The following is a 20,674-nucleotide window of genomic DNA, read 5'->3' as shown; positions in this document are numbered from 1 at the left end:
GATTAGCGTATATGCTCCGCTATAATTCGAAAAGCAACGCTTAGGTACCCAAGCTAGCACTATGTCTCAATGGGCCTTTAAGCCAGATCGAATTCGCCCAACTCTTCGCGCAGACGTTTTTGTTCAAAAATGTCTTCAATACGCCGACGTCGTTCCAATTTGGTACTTAGATGAGTTTCAGTGCTCATTTCCGTTGAGTTAATATTTTCTTCAAGCCCTATCTCAAAATCATCAAAACGTTGAGTACTCATGGTTGTCCTCCTTTACTGGGCTGTATTAGACCTCTTGCATAACGGTGTCTTTGCTCCCATTACAGCGTTGTAACGTTCTGCAGTACTTGTAAACTCTGCTTCTCGAAACGTTTATGCCTTGCGCAAAAACAAAATACACAGTTATGCAAGAGGTCTATTGAATTCCATAACAACATTTTGGGTTGTGGATCTTTAGCATCTTGGCAAGGCGCTCCAGACTTCAGTGTTTTATCTACTCAAGTATCAGGAGTAAAAAATCCAGTAATAATCCTCTGAATTTTCTAATAAAAATAACAGAATTCCACTGCCAGGGACAGTGGAATTTTTTAAACATTGGCATGCAAGAGGTAATCAGAGCGTGTGGGGCTAAATAGTACCGCCAAGACTAGGTGTCGTACTTGGTGTTGGTGGAGGCGTAGTCGTCCGCATTTCCTGGAGTTTTTGCTTGATGCTGACTGTTTCTGTTTTAGCGCCCGGTGAGTTAAAGACTCGTCCTTCACGTTCCTGAGCAATTTTAGCGGCTTCACTTTTAGCTTTTCGCAGCCGACCGGGTTCATCGTCAAACAATTTATCTTCTTCTTTGAGCTTTCCTTTTTCATATTTTTCGGTAAGCGATTTACCATTGACTACGATATTGATATCTCTTGGCTCAAAACCCGCCTTAATAGCGGCTTCGTAAGCTTTTTTACCTAATTCTTTTGCTTTATCAGGATCTGCGGCAGTGAGTTCCATGGTAATCGTTTCGGCACCGGTCGCTTTGACAGTATGCGCGAGACTGGCTAAATCCTTTTCAACACTCTTTGTTAGATCACGGGCTTTACGATCAAAGAAAATCCAATCCTTGGATAGTTTCATTGAATAGGAACCATCCGTATTCTTGGTAAGAGACCTGCCAGTTAAAGTATTGATTGTGTCTAAATCCTGAACTTTAATTCCTCTCAAAATCGCGGTTGACTGATCCGCCTGGATTGAAACAGTGGTACTTCGACGTGGTTCATTTGCTGCTCGTTGTGCAGCAAGCGTATCGATTGCTGCCCTCATTTGCTTATCACGCTCATAGCGATCACCGAGGAATGCAATACGATCGAATTCCTTTTGCATGGCAGAATAAAATTTTTTAACACTGTGGTTAAACTCCGCTTCAGCTCGCTTTATTTGTGAAGCATGGGATGCTTTCGTCGCTTTAAGCATATCATCCTTAACTTTGTCCACCTGTTCTTCGGTGGTGCCTGGTCCCATGGCGGCTTTTATTTTTTCGCGAAATTCATTACGAGCAGGGGGATTAGCAGGGGCAAACTTATCATTAAGCCTCTCAAGCTCTTTTGCTTGTTGAGCCTTGATTGTGGCCAATGCGTCAGATTTCTTTTCTTGTAAAACATTGGCTATTCCGGCAGCACTATATTGAGGAGGATTTGCCATCACTAACGTATGTAAGTTAGTGACATCTTTAGTAAAATCACTAATCGCTTTCTCAGTGGCTGGAGTTTTGGCAAATACTTCTTTTATACCATTGACAAGATCTGGATCCGATCCAAATTTTTCAGTAATTGATTTACCATCGGGTGTCGTGGTTTTAAGCGGTTTTTTATCGGCATCTACTATTTTATCGAAATCACTCAGATCCTTAAGCTTTTTTGATGAGTAATTTTCCATAGTAGTGCGAGCAGTGATACCTCCCTCAATACCCACGCTTTTTCTGTGTTCATCCCAATAGGCAGCCTGCTGTTCTGTGCTCATTGCTCCCAGGGTGAATGCATTCTTGATTTTTTGCCCTCTGGTCTTAATATTTGTAGGGTCAGCCATAATGTCTATCTCTGTAAAGGTAGTAATTCAGATAAGAAAAGTATAACACCTAAATAATTAAAATAGGATTAAGGCGATTCTTCTTAACTTTTTCTTAACATATACAGAATAATCGGGGGGTAAAGTATCTTATTTTTGTTTTAATAGTTAAGATTGGATTCGCGGAACCAGCGCAGTACATAGCTGCTTCCGCGAATGCAGGAGGTTACCAGGCTGGTATTGCTGCATCACCAAAAAGCTCTTGCGCTTTATTCTTTACTTCCTTGGAGTTCATTGCTTTAACAAACTCTTCCAGTTGAGCCTTTTTAGGACTGTCGCGACGAATCACAATTAAATTGGCATAGGGGGAATCTTTTCCTTCAACATAGATTGCATCGCGGGAAGGACTGAGACCTGCTGGAATTGCAAAGGTGGTATTGATAACGGCTGCATCCACATCATCTAAAATACGTGGTAATTGAGCAGCATCCAATTCTTTAATGGCGAGGTGTTTGGGATTGCTGGTAATATCACTCACACTAGCCAAGTCTGTTTTTTTCAAGGTGATTAAACCGGCTGTTTGCAGTAGTAATAAAGCCCTCGCTTCGTTGCTAGGATCATTAGGAATAGCAATGGTGGCTTTATCGGCTAACTGGTTTAGTTTTTTGATTTTTTTGCTGTAAATTCCAGTGGGGTAAACAAAGGTTTTACCTATTGCTTCGAGATCATAGCCATGTGCTTTGTTAGCGGCTTGTAAATAAGGTAAATGTTGGTAAACATTGGCATCGAGGCTACCATCTTGCAAGGCTTCATTGGGCAAATTATAGTCGTTAAATTCGACAATTTTGATGGTTAAGCCGTATTTTTGCTCCGCTACCTCTTTTGCTGTTTCAACCAAATCAGTTTCAGGACCTGCTATAGTACCGATGGTTAGGGTATTGGGTGAGGGTTTATGGCATGCTACTAAGCTGACTAACAAAACTAAGATACTAAAAAAACGCATGATGACTCCTAAATTTCTACCAAATACTCCAGGACTACTTACATTTCGCTAGCTTGAGTGCTTATGGCTTGGTTTTCGAGCATCGCAGCGGAGCATACACTAGTATGTGAGCAGCGAAGCGCAGAAAATCAAGCCATAAGCGCCTAGATAGTAGGAAGGTAAACAGTCCTACCTAATTGTGCGAAAACCGTCGTGCCAATCGATCGCCACCCATTTGGAGTAATTGGACAATTAATACCAAAATAAAGACGGTTGCCAACATGACACTCACATTAAAACGTTGATAACCGTAACGAATTGCCAAATCACCTAAACCGCCTCCGCCTACTGTACCTGCCATGGCGGAGTAATTCACCAAGGTAATCGCAGTAATAGTGACTGCATGAATTAACGCAGGGAAAGCTTCTGGAAACAAGAGATGACGAATCATTTGCCAGGTATTTGCCCCCATGGAAAAACCAGTTTCGATAAGACCATTGGGTAAACTTTGATAGATGTTATCCACTAAACGAGCAAAAAAAGGAGTGGCGCCAAGAGTAAGTGGAACCATGGCGGCATGTAAACCAATCGAGGTCCCCACAATAAAACGGGTAATTGGAATCAAGGCAACAAGCAGGATAATAAAAGGAATGGAGCGACTCATGTTGATGATTGCAGCAATGAAGCGATGCAACCCTGGATGGGGTTTTATTTTTGCAGAGGTGAAAAGAAGAGTACCTAAAGGTAACCCTAGCAAGACGGCAAATACAGTGCTGGCAATCACCATGTAGAGCGTTTCACCACTGGCTACAAGTAAATCATAAAACATCGTCAGTGACATAACCTAAAATCTCCACAGTTAAATTAGATTCTTCGCAACGTTTGATAAATTTTTGCAGCAATGCGTGATTAGCAGCTAATTCGACTATCAGCACACCGCAGGTAACTGCATCAAATCGGTCAATATTAGCAAGGAGGATATTAATATCTAAATTCAGCTCACGACTGGTTTTGCTAATAAAGGGGATAGTGGCATTATCACCCTGGAAAAAGAGGCGTAACAGGGGTTTATTATTGGCTACGCTGGATAGTGAACTCTGTAAGCAAGCTGGTAGTTGCGGGCTTAACTGATTATATAGCATGCTGCGCGCTTGACTGGCTGTATTACTGAATACGTTCGCCAAGGAGGTTATTTCAACAATCTCACCAGCCTCCATGACAGCGAGGCGATGGCAGATTCGTTTTACTACTTCCATTTCATGAGTAATTAACACAACAGTAATACCGTACAAGGTATTAATCTTCTTTAGTAATTCAAGAATGGCATTGGTTGTTTCCGGATCCAAGGCAGATGTTGCTTCATCACAGAGAAGAATTTTAGGTGAGCAGCTGAGGGCCCGTGCAATGGCAACGCGCTGCTTTTGTCCCCCGCTAAGCTGCCCTGGATAATGATGTATTTTTTCCTCAAGCTCAACAAGAGGGAGTAATTCATGAATTTTTTCATGGATAACCGATTCGGCTATTCCCTGGATACGCATAGGCAACGCAATATTGTCATAAACCGTTTTGGAATTGAGTAAATTAAAATGCTGGAAAATCATTGCCATTTTGTGGCGGGCTTTACGCAAACCCTGAGTAGACAGGTGTGTAATATTTTCATTATCAACAATGACTTCTCCACTACTCGGTCTTTCCAGTAAATTAATGGAGCGCAATAAAGTGGATTTTCCAGCACCACTTTTGCCAATGATGCCAAAAACCTCACCTTCCTGAATGAATAAATTGATATCACGCAAGGCAATGTTCGTTGCATAGGATTTGGTTAATCCATTTAATTCTATCATTACATCAACCTAAGGGTATTGCAGCATGCGGAGGCAAGGAGGGAAAATTACCCGCTTTAGCCGTATTTACAATAAAATGAGCCTAGACCAAATTACTGAGCGCCCGCAAGCTGAAGTTTCAAATCGGCGCAAGCGCGTATCATACAATATCTCTTTAGTGAAAGAAACTAAAAGCGTGTCTCTGACTCTTGATGGTTTAATTTTTTTGTTTTCTGGGCACTTTGAGTTTGTGTAATTTTCCTTTCTTTAAAAAACAATAAACCAGACCTAAAACTAAACCATAAACCAAGTGGCCAACTAACGGTTGTATATTGCTTTGCAGACCAGCAAGATTCCATTTTACAAATAGAGCGTCACCTGCAGATAAAGTCGGTAACAAGGTCATAGGGCCTGTTACCCACATGCCTATACCAAAGAGGAGTCCCCAGAAAATCGCACTAAACCAGGAATGGATTAGCCAGCCGAAGACAAAAGCGAAGACAAGTCCCGCGATAATAGTGATTATAAAGTGAACTATCATCCCGCCTAATTTATTAGGCATGCCGATGATACTGCCCAGGGTTTCAGACATACCGCCTAGAATTAAAAAAAAGGCAAAGACAATACCAGCCACTACACCCGAAAGCACGCCATTGGTAAAGCATTTACGATCGCACATCCAAATCTCCTTATAAATTTCTTTTTACCTTTTAACAGATATGGCTACGTGTTAGCTTGATTATCAGGACTTACCTGGAACTCCGATCTCCTTTGTTAAAATTTAATTTTAATGAGGGAATTTAGCGCTCACTAAATGACCGAATTAAAATCAAATTTCGCCTCGACCTCGACGTTTTTTCGTAAGTCCTGTTTATTATAGATCCGATTTTCATAATAGGAGAAGAATCAAAGATTGGAGGTTAAATTGACAAGCCTTAAATTTATTGGCAACCTCAACTCTCACTATTGATTGGATGAAGGAGCTGTGTTAGTGAAAAAGCAATTAATGTCAATTCTTGCGCTGTTATCATTCTCAGTACATGCCAGTGAGCTTAGTACTTTTGCTGAAGTAGCAGATGCTGTGGTTCAAGGGAAACAACTAAGTTTTGTAGTATCCTTCAAGGATTGTGAATCAGAGAATCCACCCCCTAATATTAAAGCATCCTTCAGGCCTCATGCGCTGATGTTAATTGCTAATAACCGAGTTACTGCCTCTGATAAGCATTTCACTTTGGATAATCTTGGAAATCCTACTATCGAGTTCGTGAAGTACAATATTCATGCAGATACTCGCGTTGAAGTACAAGTGGATGTGATGAGCGCCAAAGATTATCATCCTGTAGAGCGCCATCAAATCAATTGTCAATTAGGAAAGAGTTTTCAAGTGTTTAGCAATGAGCGCCAAATCACTTAAGACTATTTCCAGATACCGATGGCTTGGTTTTCTGTGCTTATTGCAATACCTGAAATCATAACTCTTGGTTTGGGGTTAGCCTGGTGTCGTTGCCCTCTTCATCCTTGTTTCTCGTTGTATGAATTTTCTCGGCACAGTGAGGTTTGGCTTTAGAAGGCGCAAACAGGGAGAGATAAGGTGGTGGTGGTGAAATGTCTGGCAACTCCCTATCATCTTCGACTGCCTCTTTCTGTTGTGATTTACTCAAAACATCATCCATGGCAAAAAAGGAAAACTGGCTTGTTGTAGAGGCGGCTCTTCCTCCTGTTGCTAATGTTGACGGACAGCCGTAAAACATGGGGTCATAGTCTTTGACAGGGGAGGGAGATTCAGATGGCGCTATGTAGTGAACTCTCTCGAAGGGATTACCGAAAGCAAAAAAAGAGCATGAACTCTCCCGATCAGCCTCATATCCCTTTGTTATTGCTTCCATTTCAAGCTGATTTTTTAACCGATACAGTTCTATGACAAAATGACCGAATTTATCATCCTTCTCTATATAGGGGTAACAAATTGGTATGAAAGGCTGAAAGGAATTGAGCATTGCCTCGATCAGTTGAAGTGATTTTCTTTGAGTAACAATCATTAAAATATGGGCTAAATCAACTTCTAATGAATTTTTATGTAAGGGGTTTGAGGTGTCTATGACAGTAAATTTTTTCAGAATAATGCGTTCTATAAGATTAATCCTGGCTAGAGGCGCCTTTCTGGCGAATCGTTTATCGTTGCCAAAATTAAGGGCAGCAAACATTCTTTCCTGGTTAATAAAATCAATAAAGAGAGTGTTCTTAATAAGATGGTCATCGGTAATTTTGATGTAAAGGATACTAAGACCTAAAAGATCTCGTGTAAAAGCTGCTAGATGAACCGAGTTATTGCGTCTTAAACCGTATTTGGCGTACATTTTCTCATTAACACCTAATAGCAGTTCAATAGGCAGTGGTTGATAGAGGGTGTCTAAAAAAAGAAATAATTTTTCAATAAAATAGCGGGCTGCTTTTCTCTTATGATGAAATACCTTGGATGTTAGGGACATAAGGAGTTCTTCATACCACATCAGATTGCCTATAATGTGTAAAATTTTTTTCTAGAGACGATATTTTACTTTAATCGTACTAAATTTGTCATTGTTGCTGTGAGTCTGCTTAAACGGTAGTGCCCCTGATAAGCCAGGGGCTGCTTTTTGATCCTGTCGAATTAATCATCCCGACATCCAGGGTTAGTCAGCTAGTTCCTGACGATTCTTAAAATCGTTTAAGGCTTCCGGGTTGGCAAGGGATTGGAGATTGTTAATCGTCTGCCCATGGACCGTTTGCCGTACAGCGACTTCCACTGTTTTACCACTCATCGTGCGTGGTATATCGTTCACTTGCAGGATTTTGGCTGGGACGTGGCGGGGAGATGCATTATGGCGTATGGTTTGACGAATGGTATTAATTAACTCTTCATTTAACTGTATGCCTTCTCTTAATTTAACGAATAACACCACACGAACATCTTCTTGCCAGTCTTGACCTATTACTACACTATCGATCACTTCAGGAATTTTTTCTACCTGACGATAAATTTCAGCGGTTCCTATGCGTACACCACCTGGATTTAATACAGCATCGGAACGACCATAAATAACAAGCCCCTGGTGCTTGGTCACTTCGGCAAAATCACCATGGGCCCAGACACCGTCAAAACGATCAAAATAAGCGCGTTTATAAGCTTTTTTATCTGGATCTTGCCAAAAACCCACTGGCATGGATGGAAAAGGTTTAGTGCAGACTAACTCTCCACGTTCTTCAAGGACTGGTTTCCCCTGTTCATTGAAAACCTTAACAGCCATGCCAAGCCCCAAACATTGTAATTCGCCGCGATAAACAGGCACAATCGGATTACCCAATGCAAAGCAGGAAACGATATCAGTTCCCCCTGATATGGAGCTCAATTGCACATCGGATTTCACATGTTGATAGACAAAGTCGTAGTTTTTAGGCAACAGTGGTGAGCCAGTAGAGAGAATTGTACGCAGGGTTTTTAAAGAAAATTGTTGATTTGGCTTCGTATCTGCTTTTTCTACGGCTGAGATAAATTTGGCACTAGTACCGAAGACAGTAATTTTTTCATTCTCAATTAATTGAAACAGACGACTCGCATCTGGGTAGGTCGGAGCCCCTTCATAAAGCGTCAGTGTGGCACCAAGCGCTAAAACCGACACCATCCAATTCCACATCATCCAGCCACAGGTTGTGTAAAAACAGAGGTTGTCCTCTGCTTTTATGTCGGTGTGCAAGCCCAGTTCTTTTAAATGTTGCAAGAGGGTTCCACCGGCACCATGCATGATGCATTTGGGTTTACCTGTTGTTCCTGATGAAAAGAGAATATACAGTGGATGAGCGAAGGGTAGGGCCTCAAACTCACAATCTTTAACCGGCTTAACAAACTTATCAACAGTGATCGCTTTGCTGAGGGAATCAAAGTTAGCATTAGTATGAATAACGGGACAAACAACTATTTTAACCAGTGAAGGAATCGCTTTACTCACCTCTATTATCTTGCTGGTGGCTTCATGCTTTTTACCCAGGTATTGATGACCATCACAAACGAACAAAACTTTGGGCTCTATTTGACCTAAACGATCTATAGCAGCCTGAGCACCAAAATCAGGGGAACAGGAAGACCAGATAGCGCCGATTGAAGCTGTTGCTAACATGGCGATAATGGTATAAGAGACATTCGGCATGATGGCGGCAACGCGATCACCCTTGACAACACCAACCTGCTTTAAGCCAGCTGCACAGCGAGCAACTTCTTGATACAGTTCTTGATAACTTAAAACCTGGCGTTCTCCCTCTTCATTAACGCTGATCAAGGCTGGGTGTTCATCACGTCGAGTTAATAATTTTTCAGCAAAATTAAACGTTGCTCCCTCGAACCAGCGGGCATCTAACATATGGTCATAGGTGTTTAATGCCTGTTTGGCTGAACTATTAAAGGTTAAGTGAAAGTAATCACATAGAGCCTGCCAGAAGAGGGCCGGTTCTTGCACGGACCAGGCATGCAACTGTTGATAATCAGCAAACTGTTGCTGCTGTTTTTGGGCAACGAATTGCATAAATTGCCACATTCTGCTTTTTTGGGGCTCTTTGGGTTGCCATACCGCTGTGTTCATTATTGACTTCCTTTTAACTGTAGTTTTTTTTGTCTAGAAGGGTAGAGAAGTGTGTTCAGTTGGCCGATTCCACTGCATGCCTAAATGATAACCGGCATTACTCTGAGCAACAACTTATGTCGGTTATTTTTTGTTATGTAGCAGGCGACTCATTGATATTTTGTAGAGTGGAAAATTTAATCATAAGATTAATCATTCGTCATTGTGATTTGGCTTTAACCTGCTATTATTCGGCGCATTTACTATCAGTCATCGAGTGAGATAAACAAAATGCGATTAACTACCAAAATCCAAACTTCAACTAACCAGCCAGTTAATTACAAGATTCATAAGCGCTCAGGAGAAACATTCGTTGGCCCACGCACGGACGTGAAAGTGTTTGTAAATGGTAACGAAATTGGTTATATGCAGTATTCTATCCAGAAGGATTGCCTTTATATCCATCGTATGGATAATCGTTCGATCAACTCGAAGGCTCCATTTAAACATGTTGGTTCTCTTTTGATGGAGTATGCCTTTCACAAGAGTATCCAGGCGGGTAAAGATGGCCGTATAGAGCTGGATGCCATTAAGAATTCGCCGCCAGCCTATTTTCAGATGGGGCTAAGAAAAAAGGGAACAGGGGTTATGTGGCTGCAGGAAAAAATTGCTGACTATCAGGCTACGAAATCACCAGCTATAAAACGTGAAATAGAAGAAAATGTTTTTTACCAGACCTTAAAAAAAGATGCAGAGGCAGCTGCCCGGAAAAAGGGTTTAACATCACTTTCTTTTGAACAGGTGTTAGAGTACGGTGAATATAGTGCATGGAATGATGAGTTTGCCGAGAGAATTGCCAAGGCCAGGGCTTCTGGTGAAAAGTTAACTGAGACTGACTCATTGCAATGTTATATGCACGGTATCATGTACTTGCCCCCTGAGACGATAGTCGCCAAAAAATTAGAATTCTGTCAATTTAAGCCTATTGGGAGTAATTGGTTTTTTAGTGCAGAGTATGCTCGCTCCAAGTTAAAGAATCCCAGACTAATTGAGCTGGTTAATAATGGAAAACTGGACTCATCCAATGCCGTGGAAATTGACGCAAAACTATCTGATAACCCCAAACTTGAACCACTAGTCGGACTACTCTTGTCACCGCTTGGCTTAAAAATGATGAGAAAAAATTATATTTCAGGTTGGTTTGCAATCATCTATTTTACCAAGGACTCACTGACACCTATCATATCTGCTAATGGTTTAAAGTTATTTGAAAATAACTATATTCAATCCATGAGCCAATTAGTCAATCTTCATCCTTCTTACTACCCCAAATTGTTTAGCGATACTGGATTAAGAGCCTTTGAAAGCGGGGAAGTACTGATGTCTGAGACAGGTTATTTAAAAGACTCCAACGGGACATTTTTAGATAATAGTCAATTTGAACTGTTACTTGAAAAAGTCGCAGAAAACGAGACTACTTGTGGGTTGAAAGGGTAATTCTTCTATTGAGTAAGGTCGCTTGCTGCCGCTCTTTAATGAAATTCATAATTTAAAGTTGGCGTTTAGGGTCTCTATTTCTGAACGCTTTACCTTTTTTTGTGTAGCGATAAAAGACCGAATAACAGGGGGGGATTGGATGGTATTATTCAGAGCAACAACCTTCGCCCTTACCTTTTCTTTCCAACTTACTTTAGTTTCTTTGTTGCCAAATGGATTCCCGTAAAAATGGGTTGGGCGATTTCATTTGGAAAATCTCCAGGTAATTTGGCAGCTACTTCATTGATGACAGCATCGCTTTTTTCTAACATCTCATCCAGGATGGTTTCGGCTCTTTCGGTGGAGTAATTCACCGCTTTTGCAGTATCTAAAAAATGCCTTCTTTGCATACTATGCCAGTGATAATGGGTATTTTTCCCTCTCAAAGCCATGGCCATTTTAATTTTTTGGGCTTGTAATTGCTTTTTCTCTATCAAAGGATAGGCTGATATAATGTCATAGAGCGGTGTTAGGTGATATTTTCCTTCAGGCTCGATAAACACACTAAAATTTTTTGCATGGCCATCAATTGCTGCTAATAGCCAAAATAAAACTTGTGCTCGATAAAACATATCTCGATCAGCAATAGGATTGGTAGCTCCCAGTAATAATTGCATAATTTCGCTAATACCTGCTCCTCCGTCTGATTGATATTTTAAATTAGGGGAAAGGCCGAGAACCTGGCATATATCTTCTTGCGGCAATCGCATGATCCACGAGTTGTCGCTAGCCATTTTGCGATCAAACCGCTCCACCACAAGCACTTTAGTTTCTTCAAAGTGAAGAATTTCGCACTTTGCGACGGGTAATCCAAAGGCTGCAGCAAGGTGTGAACATAACCATTCATTTTCACAACTATCTCTTAAATCCATATTTTGATGTGGAATGTAGCCAATAGGCAATTTAAAAATATGGCTGGTTGGGGTCTCTCCTAAGGGACGGCACCATTTTTTTTGATGGTATAAGAAGGCAGATTTTTCTTGTGCTCCAGCAATGGAAATTCGAAATTCCCTTGCAGGATCAGTCATCCCAAGTGGATTGTTTTGATAGCCCCGTAAAATAGCGGCTATTGTTTTTTCATCTAAGGGTTCAGCCTTTATCTCTTTTTTAAAGGCTGGTATTTCTCCATCGATAATTTGAATAGCACCCACACAATCTCTGCCGATACTAGCCAATAGATCAAAAGGTTGGTTTATTGCTACATGAAATTTAGCCTGAATTCGCGATCTAATTTGTTGATTATCAGGCAGGAGATTATCAAAAAAATTATAAACGATATCGCCAGAAAAAGGCTGTTCGGTCAAAGGTAATGATAATGAAATGGGGCGTGCACCTGGGGTATTCAGCCATTGCTGGTCATAAATAAAAATTAACCCACCTGTTGTTGTTTTCTCTAGTTTTCCGATCAAAATCCCATTCATTAATACACTAAGTATTCGATTTTTTCGTTTTGCTGTTACCATTCTTCAGTCCACTGGGTTTCATTGTTAGAAGGTTCGTGTTTTGATAACATCTTAATGTCTAAATTAAGCGCAGATAGTATGCGAAATAAGGTATCGAGTTGTGTGCCCTCAGGCCTGATTTCAAACTCTGAAATAGTTTGCTGCTTTAATCCTACCAGCTTACCAACCTTTGCCTGACTTAATTTAAGTTTTTTGCGCTGACTAATAACAAAAAAAGCTAATTCTCTGGGTGAATGGATTAGCATGGTTTAATTTCCTTAGGCCTATTGCTTACCCGCTAGAGAGGGTAAATTCAATATTACCCGCTAGAGAGGGTAAATTCAATATTACCCGCTAGAGAGGGTAATATTTGAATTTGTAAACCCGTAGAATTTGGCTTTTCAGAGTAGAAAGTTCTTAAACTATTTCCCGGAGATGGGTTGTTGTTGCGTAATACAATGAATACCACCACCGCCAGAAAAAACATCCAACGCATCAATTTGTGTAATATGATGGTTTGGAAACAACTTGCAAAACAGTTCGTAAGCGGCTTTGTCGTATTTGGCATGGCCAAAAGCGGGCATCACGATTCCCTGGTTAGCCAGATAGAAATTAATATAGGAAAGAGTTAAACGTTCCTCACCCATATACGTTGCCGGTGGCTGTTCTACGGTAAAAACCTCCAGATTTCTTCCTTTGGCATCAGTCACTGATTTCAGGATCTCGAGGTTTTCGTGCAGGGTTTGGTAATTGGCATCCTCTTTATCATGGGTAATTAAAGCCAGGACTTTACCCGGTGCAATAAAACAGGCAATTTCATCAATGTGGCCGTCGGTCTCATCGCCAAGCAGTCCTTTATTTAACCAAATAATTTTTTCTGCATTGAGATAATTGTAAAGGTAGTCTTCTATCTCGGCTTGAGAGAGGTGAGGATTACGGTTGGGATTTAACAGGCATTCACGGCTGGTTAAAATAGTACCTTCACCATCGACATGGAAGGAACCGCCTTCCATAACCAGAGGTGCTTTAAAATGGCGGGCTCCTGTTTGTTTGATAATGGCCGCAGCAATTTGATTATCCAGGGCGCAATCCTCGTAATTACCACCCCAGGCATTATGAATCCAATCAACACCGGCTAACTCTTTTTGTTCATTGAGTAAAAACGTGGGACCTGTATCACGAGTCCAGGAATCATTGAGTGCCAAAGGAACCAAGTGGATTTTCTCACCACATAATTTTTGTGCCTGCGCCATATCGGCAGGCTTAACCAGCATGGTAACAGGTTCATATTGTGCGATGGCTTGGGCAACTCGTGCGTAAGCAAGGCCCGCACGCTCCAAACCGATGGCAGCCCAACTGTCCTGGTGACAAGGCCAGGCCATCCAGCAACCAGCATGAGGATACCATTCAGGGGGCATATGAAAGCCGGCTTGTTTAGGTGTTGTCATGGCTTATCCTTTTATTTTATTACTGTCGAGGTAAGTTTGTTGTGAAAAAATACTGCGTAACTCATTGAGATAATTCTGAATTTTTTCATGGGGCAATTCACTACTTATCAATTGTTTTTCATAGGAGAGCAACAATTTTTTAGTATCAAAATGAGCGAAATTCAAGACATTGGTTACCGTATCACCGCTGACTAAATCATTGATCTCAAATTGTCCTTCGCCGGTTAATTTCACATCCAGTGAATTCGTATCACCAAATAAATTGTGCAAATTGCCAAGTATTTCCTGATAGGCGCCTACTAAAAAGAAAGCAATGGCATAGGGATCATGTTCATTAAACGGGGGTAACATTAAGGTGGTATTGATACAGGAACTACCGGTGTACTCCTTTAAAGTACCGTCGGAATCACAAGTCAAATCTTGCAAAATACTGTGCATGGTTGGTTTTTCGGTAAGCTGCGAAATCGGTGCAACTGGGAAAATCTGCCCTATTGCCCATGCATCGGGTAATGATTGAAAAAATGACAGATTACAAAATATTTTTGCTGCCAAGCGTTCATTAATATGTTTGATAAGCTCATTATCACCAGGATTGTTTTCATCCAGGCGTTCTTGAATTTCAAGGCAAATCGCAGTAAAAAATTGTTCTACTTTAGCTTTTTCCTGCAAACTAATGACGCCATGTTTAAACATGGAATGAGCCTCATCCAGTGAGTGAGCGGCATAATTATAAATTTCGCTGGGAGAATTATCAGAAATAGATTGATAAGTGTCCCAAATATCACGAATAACGTGAGAATCGTCTGCCTCAATGAAGGGCAATTCTCTGGTTTTTTTGACTAGCTCCACATCAGTGATATTGCTAATTAGAACCGCGTGATGGGCTGTGAGTGCACGCCCAGATTCAGAAATAAGATTGGGTTCCGGCATACCCGCTTCTTCACAAAGAGGACGAAGCGCCAGCAAGATATTAGTAGCATATTCTTTTACAGAATAGTTCATTGAACAACCTGTATTGGAATGTGTACCCTCATAATCCACCCCAAGACCACCACCAACATCAACGGTATTGATTGGTGCGTTCAGGCGACGCAGTTCAATATAATAGCGGGCAACTTCCTGCATGCAGTGGCGAATATCATGGATGTTGGCAATTTGTGAGCCCAAATGGCAATGCATTAATTGCAGGCAATCCAACGAATTGTGGGCCTTTAGGTGATTGACTAACTCAAGAACCTGTTCTGCATTTAAACCAAATTTGGATTTAGCCCCGCCGGTATTTTCCCATTTACCTGCGCCTTTGGTGACTAAACGGATACGCACACCAATTTTAGGTTTGATATCTAGCCGTGCAGATTCTTTCAGGATAATGTCTAATTCCGAGCGTTTTTCTATGACAATGAAGACTTCATGGCCCATTTGTTGTGCAATTAAAGCTGTGCGAATATAACTGTTATCTTTATAGCCATTACAGACAATGGTGGAAGGCGTTTGGCCCAATAACCCAATCACTGCCATTAATTCAGGTTTGCTACCGGCTTCTAAACCGACTGGGTAGCGGGGTGCTTTTAAAATTTCCCTCACTACGCAATATTCCTGGTTAACTTTAATCGGGTAGACCAGTTTATAGCTTCCTCGATAATCGTTTTCTTCAATGGCTTGCGCAAAGGCTTCATTTAATTTTACGACTCTGTCATGAAGAATATCGGTAAAACGAATCAAGAGCGGTAATTGTAAACCTGCTCGATTAGCGGCATTTACAATCGCTTGCAATTCAACGCCTTTTTCTTCCGGCGTTTTGCTGATAGCAATATTTCCTGCTGCGTTTATATTGAAATAACCTTCACCCCAGTTATTAATATTGTATAGATTTTCATCTTGGAATGCGTTGTCAGTCATTAGGGTTTTCCCACATCGGATTTACGGGCTTTGAGGAGCTCATGATACGTTTCAGGTTCTCGCTGATCTGCAAAAGGAAACAGCCGCCCCCATAATGCGCGTTGACTGAAATCCAATTCAGCGACGAGCACAGCAGGCTCATTGCGTGGCGCTTGCACTAAAATTTCACCCATTGGGTTGGAGATAAAGCTAGAGCCGTAAAATTCAAGCCCATCCTCACAACCAATACGGTTAACAGCCACGACGAAGGTGTTTGCCATAATACCTTGTGCAACCATCACTTTTTGCCACATGGGTTGGCTATCAAAACCTGGTGCAGTCGGTTCTCCACCAATGGCAGTAGGATAAACCAAAACCTCTGCTCCTTTTAAACCGTAAATGCGCGACAACTCAGGGAACCATTGATCATAACAGGTAGGTAAACCAAATTGATGTCCAACCAAGTTGTGGACTGGATAATCGGAATCACCTGGTTTGAAGTAATAATTTTCATGGTATTTTTCGCCACTGGGAATATGCTGTTTGCGGGTTACAGCAACCAATTCACCTGATTCATTAAAGGCTACGGCGGTGTTATAGCCTGCTTTTTCAAATAATGAGGACGTAATAGTGACTTTCGCTGCTTTTGCCATGGCACTTACAAATTGTGCTGTGGGGCCTGTGTGCAGCTCTTCTTGATAAGCTGTACCATCGACATCATGCCGGGTACAAAAATACGGTGACAACGTTAGTTCTTGCAGGCAGACGAGTTGAGCCCCTTGTTTAGCAGCGGCAAAAATGCCTGAGGCAAGACGGTCTTGATGTTCTTGTGGATTTTCAGACCACTTCTCCTGTACTAAGCCTACTTTTAATTTACTACTCGTCATCTTCAGCCTCACGTTTAATCTATAAAAAGAATATCAACAACTCCTGGACTAGCTGGATATCTCGAATAAAAAGTTGCTGTATGATATAACCAATTGGTTTTTATGTATACAGTTTACTTCGAGTTTTAGGTAAGATTCCAACCTTGGTAAAACCCAGTCCCGCGAAGGAGTTTAGAGTGATTTCCTGGTAAGTACAATCGTGAATTTTCAGTGGACTTCTTCAGAAACTCGCTACAGAGGAGAAGTGCGAGGAGGCACGGAGCACAGAACCGCAGTGTACGCGCCAGTACATGAGGATTCGAGCACCGTATCGACGAAGCAATTCTACTCTGTAGTAGAGTTTCCGAAGAAGTCTATTGATTTAGCTTTGATTTGCCAGCAAGGCATTCGCCACTTTCGATTGGTTCTTTTTTCCTAACAACTTACATATTTTATCGCCAGCAGCGACGATCTTGAAAATATCAACACCGGTTTCAATACCTAGTCCATGCATCAAGTATAAAACATCCTCCGTTGCAACATTTCCGCTTGCTCCTCGGGCATATGGACAGCCACCAAGACCAGCTACAGAACTGTCAAAACGATAGATACCATATTCAAGAGAGGCATAAATATTGGCAATCGCCTGGCCGTATGTATCGTGAAAATGCATGGCTAACTTGGACAAAGGTAAAAATTCCAGGACTTGTTGTAAAACTGCGTTGGTTTGTTTGGGGGTGCCAACACCAATGGTATCGCCCAGGCAAATTTCATCAACCTCCAGAGCCAGCAACTGACGTGTAACCTCAGCGACCTGTTGTGGAGCAATTTCACCTTCGTAAGGACAGCCGAGAACACAGGAAATGTAAGCACGTACGCGAATTTTGTTTGCCTTCGCCAAAGCAATAACGGGCTCAAAGCGATGAATACTCTCGCTGATTGAACAATTAATATTGCGTTGATTAAAGGCTTCACTCGCTGCTGTAAAGACTGCAATTTCTTTCACGCCTGCTTCGAGTGCTTTTAACATGCCGCGTTCGTTGGGCACTAATGCTGAATAATGAATGCCTGCCGGTTTAGTGATGCTGGTAAAGACCGTTTCATTATCAGCAAGTTGAGGAATCGCTTTTGCTGAAACAAAGCTGGTGACTTCAATGTGTTTTAAACCACTTTGGCTCAGTAAATTGATAAATTCTACTTTGCTTTCAGTAGTAACAAAGGATGATTCATTCTGTAACCCATCCCGTGGGCCTACTTCAACTATCGTGACTTGTTGTGGATAGTTCATGCTTGTCCCTAGTCAATCTTTTAAAGCTAACAATTCAGCGCCTTCACTCACTTGCGAGCCCACATCGTAAAATAATTCAGCCAGTATGCCGTCTTTGGGAGCATGAATAGTGTGTTCCATTTTCATTGCTTCCAAAACGATTAAACTCTCACCTTCTTTAACTTTATCACCTTTATTTTTCAGGATAGCCACTACGGTTGCTGGCATCGGGGCGGTGAGTTGTCCTTTTTTTGTGGCAACTTGCGGATCAAAATTCTGCCAATTAAAACGCTCAATTACCAGGGGGCCTTGCGCCAGATATAGAGTGATTTTGGGCCCCTGGTTATCAACGAGGATTTCTCTAATTTGCTGACCGTCATCGAGATATAATTTATCAGCAATCAAGCGTGGCGACAAAGTGAATTCTTCTTCGCTGATTTTTACTTTAAAGGACGTATTTGTCAGAGGAAGAATCTTGATTTCTTGTTGTTGACCGTCAATGAAGTAACGCCAATACCAATAACTGGACATATGCATTTGCCAGGCAAAACTACTGTTACGAAGCGGATCTGTTTCATTGTTTTTGAGTACCAGGTAGTCATAGCTAGCCACTGTCAGGAGTGCCAGGCGTTCGTCAGGGAGAGGAAGATTAATCGCTTCTTGAGTTAAAAAATCAGTACTTAAATCTGCTTTAGCGAAGCGGGGATGTCTACAAATAGCTTGTAAAAAAGCAATGTTAGTTTTCACACCACCTACTGCATAGTTTGCAAGCGCGTAGCGCATGCGTTGTAAAGCTTGCTCCCTTGTTTCCCCCCAGGTAATTAATTTGGCAATCATTGGATCATAATGCATGGTAATGTGCGAATGAAGTGATACGCCACTATCTATTCGGATACCCGGCCCTGTCGGTTCGTGCAAAAAACGCAGTTGGCCGATTGATGGCAGGAAGCCTTGTTGCGGATCTTCAGCATAGATCCGGCACTCAAGTGCATGGCCATGAGCTGCAATCGTTTCCTGGGGGCAGGGTAGTGGTTCATTAGCTGCTATTTTCAATTGCCATGCTACCAGGTCAAAACCTGTTATCATTTCAGTGACGGGATGTTCGACTTGTAAACGGGTATTCATTTCCATGAAATAAAAATGGTTGTCACCATCTACTAAAAACTCAACTGTGCCAGCACCACGATAGGCGATCGAACGAGCAACTTCACAGGCTGCTTCTGCCAAACCCTGTCGCATGGTAGCGGTTAAATTAGGTGCGGGTGCTTCTTCAATAATTTTTTGATGCCGTCGCTGAATGGAGCAATCCCGTTCGAAAAGATGGACAATTTGATCATAATTATCCGCCATGATCTGCACTTCTACGTGACGGGGATTGCTGATTAATTTTTCAATGAGCATGGTGTCATCTCTAAAACTGGCCATCGCTTCACGGCGAGCACCTGCTAACGCTTGAGAAAATTCAGCTTCTTTATAAACAGCACGCATACCTTTGCCACCGCCGCCACTGGCTGCTTTTAGCAAGACTGGAAAACCAATCTGCCGTGCCTCTTGTAATAAGCGCTCATCGGATTGATCGCTACCATGATAGCCTGGAGTAAGAGGTACGCCAGTTTTTTCCAATAATTGTTTGGCTACCTGTTTTGAAGCCATCGCCTCCATCGCTGCAATCGAGGGGCCAACAAATACGATTCCAGCATCGGCACAAGCTTGGGCAAATAAGGGATTTTCAGATAAAAAACCATAGCCAGGATGAATGGCTTGAGCACCACTGGTTTTAGCCGCAGCAATAATCGCTTCAATATTGAGATAACTGTTTTTGGCTGTTGCATCACCTACACAGAATGCACTATCGGCCTGTGACACATGTTGACTGTCTTTATCAGCGGTTGAATAAATAGCAACAGTGTGGATACCCATTTGTCGTGCAGTTTTAATAACCCGACAGGCAATTTCACCTCGGTTAGCGATAAGAATTTTGTTAAACATGAAAGCCCCTAATCCCAAATGGGTGTTTCTTTATTAAGAAATGCATTTAATCCCCGTTGCCCTTCTGCAGAAACCCGTTTTTTGGCAATGAGCGTTGCAGTTTGCTGCAACAATTCCTCATTAATAGGCCGAGCTGCAACTTGTGAAACCAGCGTTTTACAGGCCTTCACTGCTTCAGGAGCTAATCTGGCTATTTGTTGAGCATAATTGACCGTAAATGGCAACAATTCCTCTTCAGCTACACAGTGTTGTACTAATCGTAATTTCTTGGCTTCTTCCGCATCAAAGGTTTCTGCTGTCATAAATAGCCATTTTGCAGTTCGCTCACCTATCGCTTTTACGACATAAGGACTAATGACAGCAGGGACTAAACCCAGTTTTACTTCTGAAAAACAAAAGCGGGCAGTTGGCGAGGCAATTGCCAGATCACAAGCGGCTACTAAACCTGCACCACCACCATAAGCGGCACCTTGTACCATCGCTATAGTGGGTTTGGGGCTGATATATAGAGTGTGCATGACACGAGCAAGTACCAAGGCATCCTGTAAGTTTTCTTCTTCGCTAAAGTGAGCCATGCGTTGCATCCAGGCAAGGTCCGCGCCTGCTGAAAAATGTTTACCATTCGCTTTTAGTAAAATAACTCTTGCTTGCGGATTACTAATTGCTTCATCAAGTAACTGTTGTAATGCTGCCAGCAAGCTGTCATCAAAAGCATTATGTTTACCTGCTCGATTTAAAGTAATTATAAAAACTCGATCATGCAACTCACTCAGTAAATCAGTCATTGTTTGTCCCTATCGTACTGTTTTGGCATTTTT

General features: G+C 41.8%; 18 protein-coding genes. 2 read left to right on the top strand and 16 right to left on the bottom strand.

Features of this window, described 5'->3' with window-relative positions; translation table 11 throughout:
- Positions 1–77: 77 nt before the first annotated feature.
- From Lfee_RS17315 to Lfee_RS03900, 6 genes are all read right to left on the bottom strand, one after another.
- Entirely contained in the window at positions 78–251 is a 174-nt protein-coding gene (locus tag Lfee_RS17315) for a PA3496 family putative envelope integrity protein (protein WP_165482146.1), read from the bottom strand.
- A gap of 366 nt (positions 252–617) precedes the next feature.
- Positions 618–2,054: a hypothetical protein gene (locus Lfee_RS03920; protein WP_058444084.1), complete on the bottom strand. Its 1,437-nt coding sequence runs from the start codon at positions 2,052–2,054 to the stop codon at positions 618–620.
- A gap of 205 nt (positions 2,055–2,259) precedes the next feature.
- Positions 2,260–3,036: a MetQ/NlpA family ABC transporter substrate-binding protein gene (locus tag Lfee_RS03915; RefSeq protein ID WP_058444082.1), complete on the bottom strand. Its 777-nt coding sequence runs from the start codon at positions 3,034–3,036 to the stop codon at positions 2,260–2,262.
- A 172-nt stretch (positions 3,037–3,208) separates the two neighbouring features.
- Positions 3,209–3,856 carry a methionine ABC transporter permease gene (locus Lfee_RS03910; RefSeq protein WP_058444081.1) on the bottom strand — a complete coding sequence of 216 codons (648 nt, stop codon included), beginning with the start codon at positions 3,854–3,856 and terminating at the stop codon, positions 3,209–3,211.
- Positions 3,834–4,859, bottom strand: a complete 1,026-nt coding sequence (locus Lfee_RS03905) for an ATP-binding cassette domain-containing protein (protein ID WP_058444079.1) — start codon at positions 4,857–4,859, stop codon at positions 3,834–3,836. Before Lfee_RS03905 ends, Lfee_RS03910 begins: the two co-directional genes overlap by 23 nt.
- Positions 4,860–5,055: 196 nt before the next feature.
- Entirely contained in the window at positions 5,056–5,517 is a 462-nt protein-coding gene (locus tag Lfee_RS03900; RefSeq protein WP_058444077.1) for a hypothetical protein, read from the bottom strand.
- A 312-nt stretch (positions 5,518–5,829) separates the two neighbouring features.
- On the opposite strand from Lfee_RS03900, the gene Lfee_RS03895 reads away from it, so the two are divergent.
- On the top strand, positions 5,830–6,252 hold the full coding sequence (locus tag Lfee_RS03895) for a VirK family protein (protein WP_058444075.1): 423 nt from the start codon (positions 5,830–5,832) through the stop codon (positions 6,250–6,252).
- A gap of 55 nt (positions 6,253–6,307) precedes the next feature.
- On the opposite strand, the gene Lfee_RS03890 is transcribed toward Lfee_RS03895, so the two are convergent.
- Complete coding sequence (locus Lfee_RS03890; RefSeq protein ID WP_146751415.1) at positions 6,308–7,327, bottom strand: hypothetical protein; 1,020 nt, start codon at positions 7,325–7,327, stop codon at positions 6,308–6,310.
- 183 nt (positions 7,328–7,510) lie between these two features.
- The gene (locus Lfee_RS03885; protein WP_058444071.1) at positions 7,511–9,451 is read right to left on the bottom strand and encodes an acetoacetate--CoA ligase; all 1,941 of its coding nucleotides are present in this window, start codon (positions 9,449–9,451) and stop codon (positions 7,511–7,513) included.
- Between the two features lie 270 nt (positions 9,452–9,721).
- Between Lfee_RS03885 and Lfee_RS03880 the strand changes: the two genes are divergently transcribed.
- Positions 9,722–10,927, top strand: coding sequence for a hypothetical protein (locus Lfee_RS03880; RefSeq protein WP_058444068.1), 1,206 nt, complete (start codon positions 9,722–9,724; stop codon positions 10,925–10,927).
- A gap of 188 nt (positions 10,928–11,115) precedes the next feature.
- On the opposite strand, the gene Lfee_RS03875 is transcribed toward Lfee_RS03880, so the two are convergent.
- From Lfee_RS03875 to Lfee_RS03840, 8 genes are all read right to left on the bottom strand, one after another.
- Positions 11,116–12,429, bottom strand: a complete 1,314-nt coding sequence (locus Lfee_RS03875; RefSeq protein WP_058444066.1) for a type II toxin-antitoxin system HipA family toxin — start codon at positions 12,427–12,429, stop codon at positions 11,116–11,118.
- Positions 12,423–12,674: a helix-turn-helix domain-containing protein gene (locus tag Lfee_RS03870; protein ID WP_058444064.1), complete on the bottom strand. Its 252-nt coding sequence runs from the start codon at positions 12,672–12,674 to the stop codon at positions 12,423–12,425. The genes Lfee_RS03875 and Lfee_RS03870 overlap by 7 nt, the downstream gene beginning before the upstream one ends.
- A 156-nt stretch (positions 12,675–12,830) precedes the next feature.
- Complete coding sequence (locus Lfee_RS03865; RefSeq protein WP_058444062.1) at positions 12,831–13,856, bottom strand: agmatine deiminase family protein; 1,026 nt, start codon at positions 13,854–13,856, stop codon at positions 12,831–12,833.
- A gap of 3 nt (positions 13,857–13,859) precedes the next feature.
- On the bottom strand, positions 13,860–15,755 hold the full coding sequence (gene speA, locus Lfee_RS03860; RefSeq protein WP_058444061.1) for a biosynthetic arginine decarboxylase: 1,896 nt from the start codon (positions 15,753–15,755) through the stop codon (positions 13,860–13,862).
- Positions 15,755–16,621 (bottom strand): carbon-nitrogen hydrolase, encoded by an 867-nt coding sequence (locus Lfee_RS03855; protein ID WP_058444059.1) that lies wholly within the window; start codon positions 16,619–16,621, stop codon positions 15,755–15,757. The genes speA and Lfee_RS03855 overlap by 1 nt, the downstream gene beginning before the upstream one ends.
- A 361-nt stretch (positions 16,622–16,982) precedes the next feature.
- Positions 16,983–17,888, bottom strand: coding sequence for a hydroxymethylglutaryl-CoA lyase (locus tag Lfee_RS03850; RefSeq protein ID WP_058444057.1), 906 nt, complete (start codon positions 17,886–17,888; stop codon positions 16,983–16,985).
- 12 nt (positions 17,889–17,900) lie between these two features.
- Positions 17,901–19,856 (bottom strand): acetyl/propionyl/methylcrotonyl-CoA carboxylase subunit alpha, encoded by a 1,956-nt coding sequence (locus Lfee_RS03845; RefSeq protein WP_058444050.1) that lies wholly within the window; start codon positions 19,854–19,856, stop codon positions 17,901–17,903.
- A gap of 8 nt (positions 19,857–19,864) precedes the next feature.
- Entirely contained in the window at positions 19,865–20,641 is a 777-nt protein-coding gene (locus Lfee_RS03840; RefSeq protein WP_058444048.1) for an enoyl-CoA hydratase-related protein, read from the bottom strand.
- Positions 20,642–20,674: the final 33 nt, after the last annotated feature.

This window comes from Legionella feeleii (assembly GCF_001467625.1).
Lineage (GTDB): Bacteria > Pseudomonadota > Gammaproteobacteria > Legionellales > Legionellaceae > Tatlockia > Tatlockia feeleii.
This window is presented reverse-complemented; position numbering and strand designations above follow the sequence as displayed.

Coding starts and splice junctions, on each gene's coding strand:
- Lfee_RS17315 (WP_165482146.1), bottom strand. CDS start 251: ATGAGTACTCAACGTTTTGATGATTTTGAGATAGGGCTTGAAGAAAAT.
- Lfee_RS03920 (WP_058444084.1), bottom strand. CDS start 2,054: ATGGCTGACCCTACAAATATTAAGACCAGAGGGCAAAAAATCAAGAAT.
- Lfee_RS03915 (WP_058444082.1), bottom strand. CDS start 3,036: ATGCGTTTTTTTAGTATCTTAGTTTTGTTAGTCAGCTTAGTAGCATGC.
- Lfee_RS03910 (WP_058444081.1), bottom strand. CDS start 3,856: ATGTCACTGACGATGTTTTATGATTTACTTGTAGCCAGTGGTGAAACG.
- Lfee_RS03905 (WP_058444079.1), bottom strand. CDS start 4,859: ATGATAGAATTAAATGGATTAACCAAATCCTATGCAACGAACATTGCC.
- Lfee_RS03900 (WP_058444077.1), bottom strand. CDS start 5,517: ATGTGCGATCGTAAATGCTTTACCAATGGCGTGCTTTCGGGTGTAGTG.
- Lfee_RS03890 (WP_146751415.1), bottom strand. CDS start 7,327: ATGTCCCTAACATCCAAGGTATTTCATCATAAGAGAAAAGCAGCCCGC.
- Lfee_RS03885 (WP_058444071.1), bottom strand. CDS start 9,451: ATGAACACAGCGGTATGGCAACCCAAAGAGCCCCAAAAAAGCAGAATG.
- Lfee_RS03880 (WP_058444068.1), top strand. CDS start 9,722: ATGCGATTAACTACCAAAATCCAAACTTCAACTAACCAGCCAGTTAAT.
- Lfee_RS03875 (WP_058444066.1), bottom strand. CDS start 12,429: ATGGTAACAGCAAAACGAAAAAATCGAATACTTAGTGTATTAATGAAT.
- Lfee_RS03870 (WP_058444064.1), bottom strand. CDS start 12,674: ATGCTAATCCATTCACCCAGAGAATTAGCTTTTTTTGTTATTAGTCAG.
- Lfee_RS03865 (WP_058444062.1), bottom strand. CDS start 13,856: ATGACAACACCTAAACAAGCCGGCTTTCATATGCCCCCTGAATGGTAT.
- speA (WP_058444061.1), bottom strand. CDS start 15,755: ATGACTGACAACGCATTCCAAGATGAAAATCTATACAATATTAATAAC.
- Lfee_RS03855 (WP_058444059.1), bottom strand. CDS start 16,621: ATGACGAGTAGTAAATTAAAAGTAGGCTTAGTACAGGAGAAGTGGTCT.
- Lfee_RS03850 (WP_058444057.1), bottom strand. CDS start 17,888: ATGAACTATCCACAACAAGTCACGATAGTTGAAGTAGGCCCACGGGAT.
- Lfee_RS03845 (WP_058444050.1), bottom strand. CDS start 19,856: ATGTTTAACAAAATTCTTATCGCTAACCGAGGTGAAATTGCCTGTCGG.
- Lfee_RS03840 (WP_058444048.1), bottom strand. CDS start 20,641: ATGACTGATTTACTGAGTGAGTTGCATGATCGAGTTTTTATAATTACT.